Genomic DNA, 5,295 nt, shown 5'->3' on the forward strand with positions numbered 1-5,295 from the left:
CCCGGCCGCACGGCTGGCCGCGGGAAGGACGGGGCGGTGGCGCCCCAGTCGGAAGGGCGGGGCGGTGGCGCCCCAGCCGGAAGGGCGGGGCGTGGGATCCCGGTCGCGGGGGCGGCCGCGTCAGCGCAGTGCTTCCGCCACCTCTCGGGCCGCGTCCATCACCCGTGTGCCCACCCGTTCCGGGACGACCTCCGCCAGCATCACCACACCCACGCTGCCCTCGACCCCCGTCACCCCCAGCAGCGGCGCGGCCGCCCCGCACGCGCCCGCCTCCAGCTCTCCGTGCGTCAGCGTGTACCCCGGCTCGTCCGCCGCCCGCTGCCGGGCGGCGAGGATCGCCTTCCCGGCGGCCCCCCGCTCCAGCGGGTGCCGGAAGCCGGCCCGGTACGCCACGTGGTAGTCCGTCCACGACGGCTCCACCACGGCCACCGCCAACGCCTCCGCGCCGTCGACCAGCGTCAGGTGCGCGGTCGCGCCGATGTCCTCCGCCAGTGATCGCAGTGCCGGCATCGCCGCCTCCCGCACCAGCGGGTGCACCTGTCGGCCCAACCTCAGCACACCCAGCCCGACCCGGGCCCGTCCGCCCAGGTCGCGGCGTACGAGAGCGTGCTGCTCCAGCGTGGCGAGCAACCGGTACACAACGGTCCGGTTCACGCCCAGTTTGTGGGAAAGCTCGGTGACGGTCAGCCCATGGTCCGTATCGGCCAGCAGCTTGAGGACACGCAGTCCCCTGTCGAGCGTCTGAGAGGTCTCCGCGGTCACGACGCCCACTCCTTAGTGGTGAGGTCGACGGCCCCCTCGCGGCAGATGCGTCACCGAGTCCCGTCGGTCACGCGCTTCAGAGGCCGCCGATCGGCCGGCGGCCCGGTCCTGACCCGGGCACAGTCGCTTCACGGCTGCGCTCCGCGGCGGCGCTGCCACGGGGCGTGTGCGTAGCGGGACAGTAGCGAGCCGGTTCGGTCAGCGGAAGGCTCCGTCCAGAATCCGGGCACTCTCACAGGGAAGTGGTTCCGTTTGTCCTCATACGTACACACGGTGTCACCGCATGCGCGTGGCCCACTCCTGCACCTTTTCGATCCGCTGGCGCAGCTGTCCCGCCGTGGCCTCGGCCGAGGGCGGGCCGCCGCAGACCCGGCGCAGCTCGGTGTGGATCACGCCGTGCGGTTTGCCGCTCTGGTGGACGTACGCGCCGACGAGGTTGTTGAGCCGCTTGCGCAGCTCCATCATCTCCTTGTGGGAGACCACGGGCCGCCGCTCGGCGGGCAGTTCGAGCAGGTCCGCCTCGGTGTCCGGCTTCTTGCGGCTGTGCGCGATCTGCCGGGCCTGCCGCTTCTGGAGCAGCAGCTGCACCTGGTCGGGTTCGAGGAGTCCGGGGATGCCGAGGTAGTCCTGCTCCTCGTCGCTGCCGGGGTGGGCCTGCATGCCGAACTCGGCGCCGTTGTACATCACCCGGTCGAAGACGGCGTCGGACTCCAGCGCCTCGAAGGGCAGCATGTCCTGCTCGCCGGTGTCCTCGTCCTGCTCCCGGTTCGCCTCCTCCATCTCCTTCTCGGACTCGGCGTACGGGTCCTCCTCGCCCTCCTTCTTGGGCTTGTCGAGGACGTGGTCGCGCTCGCGCTCCATCTCGTTGGCGAAGCCGAGCAGGTCCGGGATGGTCGGCAGGAACACGGACGCGGTCTCGCCGCGCCGCCGGGACCGTACGAAACGGCCGACGGCCTGGGCGAAGAACAGCGGGGTGGAGATGGTGGTGGCGTACACGCCGACCGCGAGGCGCGGTACGTCGACGCCCTCGGACACCATGCGGACGGCGACCATCCAGCGGTCGGTGCCGTTGCTGAACGTGTCGATGTTCTTCGACGCGCCGGCGTCGTCGGACAGGACGAGGGTGGCCTTGTCGCCGGTGATCTCGCGGATCAGCTTGGCGTACGCCCGCGCGGAGTCCTGGTCGGCGGCGATGACGAGGGCGCCGGCGTCCGGGATGGCCTTGCGGACCTCGGTGAGGCGCTGGTCGGCAGCGCGCAGCACGGCCGGCATCCACTCGCCGCGCGGGTCCAGCGCGGTGCGCCAGGCCTGGCTGACGGCGTCCTTGGTCATGGGTTCGCCGAGGCGGGCGGCGATCTCGTCGCCGGCCTTGGTGCGCCAGCGCATGTTGCCGCTGTACGACATGAAGATGACGGGACGGACGACGTTGTCGGCGAGGGCGGAGCCGTATCCGTACGTGTAGTCGGCGGACGAGCGCCGGATGCCGTCGTCGCCCTCCTCGTACGTCACGAAGGGGATGGGGTTGGTGTCGGAGCGGAACGGCGTACCGGTGAGCGCGAGCCGCCGGGTGGCCGGCTCGAACGCCTCCAGGCAGGCCTCGCCCCAGGACTTGGAGTCACCGGCGTGGTGGATCTCGTCGAGGATGACGAGGGTCTTGCGCTGCTCGACGCGGTTGCGGTGCAGCATGGGGCGCACGCCGACACCGGCGTACGTCACGGCGACACCGTCGTACTCCTTGCCGAGCGGGCCCGCGCTGTACTCCGGGTCGAGCTTGATGCCTATCCGCGCGGCGGCCTCGGCCCACTGCTTCTTCAGGTGCTCGGTGGGGGCGACGACGGTCACCTGCTGCACGACGTGGTGGTGCAGCAGCCAGGACGCCAGCGTCAGCGCGAACGTCGTCTTGCCGGCGCCGGGCGTGGCGACCGCCAGGAAGTCCCGGGGTTGCGCCTGGATGTACTTCTCCATCGCCCCCTGCTGCCAGGCACGCAGCTTGCCGGCGGTGCCCCATGGGGCACGTCCGGGAAAAGCCGGGGACAGGTGGTGCGAGTGGGACGCGGAGCTGGCGGTGGTAGTCACGATCTCCGTGGGGTGGTCGGGCGGCGCGGTGCGTATGACAACCGGGCCACCCTACCGATGGCCCGGAGGTGCCGACGCCGGTACGGGGCCGCGCCACCCGCGGGTGGGACCGAGGTCACAGTCAGCGCGCGAAGCGGGGCAGCTTGGATGCGATCTTGGGAACGTCCAGTGCGCCCTGGCAGACGTCCAGCACGAACTGCTCGGCCTCGTCCACGTCGAATTCCGGATCGAGCGGATGCCCGTTCATGTGGAGGAAGACCCAGGTTGCGTACCAGGCGAGGCGCTTGTTGCCGTCGACGAGGGCATGGTTGCGAGCGAGGGACTCCATCAGGGCGGCGGCCTTCTGCCACACGTCCGGGTACGCGTCCTGGCCGAACACGCTCGACTGTGGTCGGGCCAACGCGGAGTCCAGCAACCCGTAATCACGCACCGCGTCCTCCCCGAGCCGCTTCGCGAGGTTCAGCAGCTCGGGCAAGGTGAGGTAGTGCATCAGGCGAGCCTCCGGTTCAGCTCCGCACTGGCCTTCAGCACATGGTCGGCCGCCTCGTTGAACAACCGTGAATGTTCGTTTATGGCCGCGACCACCGCATCGTGCGCGAAAGCCTGCATGCTGCGTCCTTCCGCAGCGGCGCGCTCGCGCAGGGCGTCGAGCTCTTCGTCGGTAAACCGCAGGTTCAGTCCAGCCATGCCTCGATGGTACTACGTGGTACCACACGGTGTCATGCCGGTTCCGTCCGCACCCGCCGCACCCTCGTGGCCACCCACGCCCCCGCCAGGGCCACCGCCGCCATCGGCAGGAACACCGCCGCGAAGGCGGCCGGGTGGGAGCCGGTGGCCTCCGTCGCCGCGTGGCTGACCGTGCCGCCGCCGAGGGCCGCGAAGGCCGCTCCCCCCGCGGCCAGGAGGATGACGTTGGAGAGGCCGTCGGAGATCTGGAGGGCGGCGGAGTTGGTGCCGGCCTCCTCGGGGGCGGAGAGCTGGAGCAGCAGCACGCTGGTGGAGGAGATCACCAGGCCCATGCCGAAGCAGCCGAAGGCCCAGGCGACCGCGACCGTCCAGGCCGGTACGGCCTCGATCAGCACGCTGGGGGCCGCCGCGATCGCCGCCGCCACCAGCACCATGCCGAGGGTCATCAGGCGGTCCCGGTACGGCTCCAGGCGGGGCCGGGACTGGACCCAGGAGCCCAGCGCCCAGGTTCCGCCGCCCGCCGCGAGGGAGAAGCCGGCCAGGGTCGGGCTGAGGCCGCGCTGGGTGACCAGCATCAGCGGGACGAAGGACTCCGCCGCGATGAAGGAGCCGGCGGCGACCCCGCGCAGGAGGACGACCGAGGGCAGTCCGCGTGCCGCGCGGTAGGTGCCGCGCGGGAGCAGGCCGAGCACGGCCGGGACCAGCAGGGCGACGCCCAGCGCGCCCGGCAGCAGGGAGGTCCAGCGCAGGTCCTGGGCGGCGTACTGGAGCAGGCCCGCGCCGAGGGAGATCGCCAGGGCCAGGCGGATGCGGCGGCCGTCGAAGGAGGCGGGCCCGTCCGCGTCCCCGTTCACCGGGCCGGAGGCCAGGCGCCGTATCTGGGGCAGCGCGAGCGCCAGCGGGAACACCACGAGCACCGGGATGCCGAGGAACACCCAGCGCCAGCCGATGTGCTCCGTCACCGCGCCGGAGGCCAGCGGGCCGACGATCGACGGCACCACCCAGCTCGCCGCGAACGCCGCCATGATCGCCGGCCGCAGCCGCTCCGGGTAGGCCCGTCCGACGATGACGTACAGCGCGACGATCACCAGTCCGCCGCCGAGTCCCTGCACGGCCCGCCCCAGGATGAACAGCCACATCGCCCCGGCCGTCCCGGCGAGCAGCAGCCCGGCCGCGAAGGAGGCGATGCCCCAGGTCAGCGGCGCGAGCGGGCCCCGCCGGTCGGACCACTGGCCGGACAGCACCATGCCGAACAGGCTGGTCGTGAAGTACCCCGAGAACGCGAACGCGTACAGCGGCACCCCGTCCAGCTCCCGCGCCGCCACCGGCATCGCCGTGCCCACCGCCGTCGCCTCGAAGGCGATCAGCAGCACCACGGAGACGATGCCGATGCTCAGCGCCCGGTAGGGGCCGCTCAGCACGGTCTCGTCGGGGGCGGCGGCCGGGGAGGGGGTGGCGGCGGGTTCGGTGACATCGGTGTCACGCGGGTTCGGGGCGGTCATGACCGCCAGAGTAAGGGCCGCGGAATGGTTTGACCCCTGTCGGGGGTCGGGACCGGCACCGGGACCTTGGTCGTAGGACCGGGGCCGTCGTCGTTCATGAACGGCACATGGCAGTCGTATTGCGGCCCCCGGCTTCTCCTTGAGCGCCGCCTGCGGCCCGCCGTACGGTCGTCACACCGGTTCGGAACGGCGGGGCACCGCACGGCGCTCCGCCCCCGACACGGCCGTGTGCCCGAGTGGCCCAGGGACTCGCCTGCAAAGCGAGGTA

At 72.0% G+C, this 5,295-nt stretch carries 5 protein-coding genes; all 5 read right to left on the minus strand.

Annotated features, from left to right (window positions below; all coding sequences use genetic code 11):
• Positions 1 to 120: 120 nt before the first annotated feature.
• Positions 121 to 762, minus strand: coding sequence for an IclR family transcriptional regulator (locus tag B7767_RS00090; RefSeq protein ID WP_085570259.1), 642 nt, complete (start codon positions 760 to 762; stop codon positions 121 to 123).
• 276 nt (positions 763 to 1,038) lie between these two features.
• Positions 1,039 to 2,838 carry a DEAD/DEAH box helicase gene (locus B7767_RS00095; protein WP_085570260.1) on the minus strand — a complete coding sequence of 600 codons (1,800 nt, stop codon included), beginning with the start codon at positions 2,836 to 2,838 and terminating at the stop codon, positions 1,039 to 1,041.
• A 121-nt stretch (positions 2,839 to 2,959) separates the two neighbouring features.
• A complete protein-coding gene (locus tag B7767_RS00100; RefSeq protein WP_085570261.1) occupies positions 2,960 to 3,328 on the minus strand; it encodes a type II toxin-antitoxin system death-on-curing family toxin in 369 nt (122 codons plus the stop codon).
• Positions 3,328 to 3,525 carry a hypothetical protein gene (locus B7767_RS00105; RefSeq protein WP_030825481.1) on the minus strand — a complete coding sequence of 66 codons (198 nt, stop codon included), beginning with the start codon at positions 3,523 to 3,525 and terminating at the stop codon, positions 3,328 to 3,330. Before B7767_RS00105 ends, B7767_RS00100 begins: the two co-directional genes overlap by 1 nt.
• Before the next feature lie 32 nt (positions 3,526 to 3,557).
• Positions 3,558 to 5,027: an MFS transporter gene (locus tag B7767_RS00110; RefSeq protein ID WP_085570262.1), complete on the minus strand. Its 1,470-nt coding sequence runs from the start codon at positions 5,025 to 5,027 to the stop codon at positions 3,558 to 3,560.
• Between the last annotated feature and the right edge of the window lie 268 nt (positions 5,028 to 5,295).

Origin of the sequence: Streptomyces sp. 13-12-16 (assembly GCF_002114215.1) — a bacterium.
In the GTDB taxonomy this organism is placed as follows: domain Bacteria; phylum Actinomycetota; class Actinomycetes; order Streptomycetales; family Streptomycetaceae; genus Streptomyces.

Coding starts and splice junctions, on each gene's coding strand:
- B7767_RS00100 (WP_085570261.1), bottom strand. CDS start 3,328: ATGCACTACCTCACCTTGCCCGAGCTGCTGAACCTCGCGAAGCGGCTC.
- B7767_RS00105 (WP_030825481.1), bottom strand. CDS start 3,525: ATGGCTGGACTGAACCTGCGGTTTACCGACGAAGAGCTCGACGCCCTG.
- B7767_RS00110 (WP_085570262.1), bottom strand. CDS start 5,027: ATGACCGCCCCGAACCCGCGTGACACCGATGTCACCGAACCCGCCGCC.